Consider the following 240-nt stretch of genomic DNA (forward strand, 5'->3'; position numbering starts at 1 on the left):
CCCTTGTTCCCAACAAGTGTTCTACAACCGCGCTCTGGTCTCAAAAAAACACATGCCTTGCAAGGCCACCTGTTGCAAAGGTCAGAAAACTTTAAAACTTTTTATGCATAAAAATAACATGACTTTGCGCACTGAAGCATTAAAAATGGGAAGCCGGCAATAATGATGACCAGCTGCTCGATTCCCAAAAGATGCTCCATCCACAAGAGACAAAAGGAGAGAAACCTCCTTAAGAAAAAC

The sequence above is a fragment of the Bartonella sp. MR168JLCBS genome (assembly GCF_042194175.1).